We start from the raw sequence: 3,048 nt of genomic DNA, 5'->3' as shown, positions 1-3,048 counted from the left end.
TCGCCGCGATGGCCAAGGGCGATGAAGTCGTGACGAACGGCGGCGTGGTCGGCAAGATCACGAAGGTCGGCGAAGCGTACGTCGGTATCGAAATCGCAGAAGGCACGGAAATCACCGTGCAAAAGGGTTCCGTCACGACGATCCTCCCGAAAGGCACGATCAAATCGCTCTGAGGCGGCCGCTGTCCGCCGTGCCCGGCCCACAAGGCAGCGCTTAAGCGCCATGCCCCGGCGGCCCGGCCGGCTGGCTTCCCGCCCCTACGCCAACCCACCCCTGCGGCTTCCCCATGAATCGCTACCCCCGTTGGAAATATGTCGTGATGGCCGTGGCGCTCGCCATCGGCCTTCTGTACACATTGCCCAACTTTTACGGCGAAGCGCCGGCCGTGCAGGTGCTGAGCGGCAAGGTGACGGTCAAGCTCGACAACACCACGCTCTCGCAAGTCGAATCCGCGCTTGCCGCGAATCAGATCAAGCCTGACGAAGTCACGTTCGACAACGCCGCAACCAACGCCAACATCCGCGTCAGGCTGAAGGACACCGATACGCAGCTGCACGTGAAGGATGTCCTGCAAAAGGCGCTGAACCCGGATCCGAACGATCCGCAATTCGTCGTCGCGCTCAATTTGCAAAGCGCGTCGCCGCGCTGGCTCACGGCCCTGCACGCGCTGCCGATGTACCTCGGCCTCGATTTGCGCGGCGGCGTCCACTTCCTGATGCAGATCGACATGGCCGGCGCGCTGAACAAGCGCCTCGACTCCGACGCATCGGACGCCCGCACGTTCCTGCGCGACAACCAGATCCGCGAAGGCGGCGTCAATCGCGTCGGCCAATCGGTCGTCATCGATTTCGCCGATCAAGCCACGGCCGACCAGGCCCGCACGCAGCTCACGCGCAACGTCACCGAACTGCAATGGGCGACGCAGCCCGCGGCGGCCGGCGGCGTGCAAGTCGTCGGCACATTCGCGCCCGCGCAGCTGAACGCGGTCGAGGAAGCGGCGGTCAAGCAGAACATCCAGACACTGCACAATCGCGTGAACGAACTCGGCGTGACCGAGCCCGTCATCCAGCAGCAAGGCCCCGATCGCATCGTCGTCGAGCTGCCGGGCGTGCAAGACACGGCCAAAGCGAAGGAAATCATCGGCCGTACCGCCACGCTCGAAGCGCGTCTCGCCGATCCGGTCAACACGCATCCGACGCCGGGCGAAGCCGTGCCCCCCGGCGACGAACTGTTCACCGAAGGTGCGCAGGCGCCGGTGCTGCTGCGCAAGCAGGTGATCTTCACGGGCGACAGCATCATCGATGCATCGGCCGGTTTCGACGAACACCAGCGTCCGTCCGTCAATATCCGCTTGAATTCGTCGGCGGGCCGCGCGGTGGCCAGCGTCTCGCGCGACAACATCGGCAAGCCGATGGCGATGGTGCTGTTCGAAAAGGGCAAGGGGCAAGTGCTGACGGTGGCGACGATCCAGTCGGAACTCGGCGATCGCTTCCAGATCACGGGCCAGCCCACGCCGCAAGCCGCTTCCGATCTCGCGCTGCTGCTGCGCGCCGGCTCGCTGGCCGCGCCGATGGATATCATCGAAGAGCGCACGATCGGCCCGAGCCTCGGTGCCGACAACATCAAGAAGGGTTTCGATTCGGTTATCTACGGCTTCGCCGCGATCACCGTGTTCATGATCGCCTACTACCTGCTGTTCGGCGTTGTCTCGGTCATCGGCCTGTCGGTCAACCTGCTGCTGCTCATCGCCGTGCTGTCGATGCTGCAAGCCACGCTCACTTTGCCCGGTATCGCCGCTATCGCGCTCGCACTCGGGATGGCAATCGATTCGAACGTGCTGATCAACGAGCGCGTGCGTGAAGAACTGCGCCACGGCGCCCCGCCGCAGTTGGCGATCCAGAATGGCTATGCGCACGCCTGGGCGACGATTCTCGACTCGAACGTCACCACGCTGATCGCCGGTCTGGCGCTGCTCGCCTTCGGTTCGGGCCCCGTCCGGGGCTTCGCGATCGTCCACTGTATCGGCATCCTGACGTCGATGTTCTCCGCCGTGTTCTTCTCGCGCGGGATCGTCAATGCATGGTACGGCGGCAAGAAGCGGCTCAAGACACTCGCCATCGGCCAAGTCTGGCGTCCGGCCGCGGCCGAGGGCGCGGCTTATCCGCAAGTAGGCAGCGAGGCCGATCAAAGCACCGACACGATGCGCGCGACGAAGGCTATCGCCGCGCAGCCGAAGGCCAACGCCGGCCGCGGCGGTGCGAAGCCGGTCCTGCGCAATCGCGCGCGCGAAGGCGCCGCGCCGCGCAAACCGGGCGCACCCCGTTAATCGGTTCGCGAGAACCCGGAGACAGACCATGGAATTTTTCCGCATCCGCAAAGACATCCCGTTCATGCAACGGGCGTTGATCTTCAACGCGATCTCGTTCCTGACGTTCTTCGCGGCGGTGTTCTTCTTGATCCATCGCGGGCTGCATCTGTCGGTGGAATTCACGGGCGGCACCGTCATCGAAGTGCAGTACCCGCAAGCCGTTCAGCTCGATCCGTTGCGCAAGACGCTCGATACGCTCGGCTATGGCGACGCGCAAGTGCAGACGTTCGGTACGTCGCGCGACGTCATGATCCGCCTGCCGCTGAAGCAAGGGCTCTCCTCGTCGCAGCAAAGCGAGCAGGTGATGTCGGGCCTGAAGACGCAAGACGCGCAAGCGCAGTTGCAGCGCGTCGAGTTCGTCGGGCCGCAGGTGGGCAAAGAGTTGGCCACCAACGGCTTGCTTGCACTCGCCTGCGTCGTGATCGGCATCGTCATCTATCTGTCGTTCCGCTTCGAGTGGAAATACGCGGTGGCCGGCATCATCGCGAACTTGCATGACGTCGTGATCATTCTCGGCTTCTTCGCATTCTTCCAGTGGGAGTTCTCGCTCTCAGTGCTGGCGGCGGTGCTGGCCGTGCTGGGCTACTCGGTGAACGAATCGGTCGTGATCTTCGACCGGATTCGCGAGACGTTCCGGCGCGAACGCAAGATGACGGTCATGGAAGTCATCAACCACGCGA

3 protein-coding genes are annotated in these 3,048 nt (G+C 64.0%); all 3 read left to right on the top strand.

Translation table 11 applies throughout. From position 1 onward, the window contains the following. On the top strand, positions 1 to 173 hold a 173-nt coding region (gene yajC / locus ACTHL0_RS09120), incomplete at its 5' end, for a preprotein translocase subunit YajC (RefSeq protein ID WP_440566408.1). A gap of 113 nt (positions 174 to 286) precedes the next feature. Next, positions 287 to 2,326, top strand: a complete 2,040-nt coding sequence (gene secD / locus ACTHL0_RS09115; RefSeq protein ID WP_440566407.1) for a protein translocase subunit SecD — start codon at positions 287 to 289, stop codon at positions 2,324 to 2,326. A gap of 28 nt (positions 2,327 to 2,354) precedes the next feature. Next, positions 2,355 to 3,048 (top strand): protein translocase subunit SecF (gene secF / locus ACTHL0_RS09110; RefSeq protein WP_440566406.1); only part of this gene is annotated, 694 nt, incomplete at its 3' end.

The sequence above is a fragment of the Trinickia sp. genome (assembly GCF_051961175.1).
Taxonomy (GTDB): Bacteria; Pseudomonadota; Gammaproteobacteria; order Burkholderiales; family Burkholderiaceae; genus Trinickia.
The sequence above is the reverse complement of the archived record's forward strand: the minus strand, read 5'-3'. Positions and strand labels throughout refer to the sequence as shown.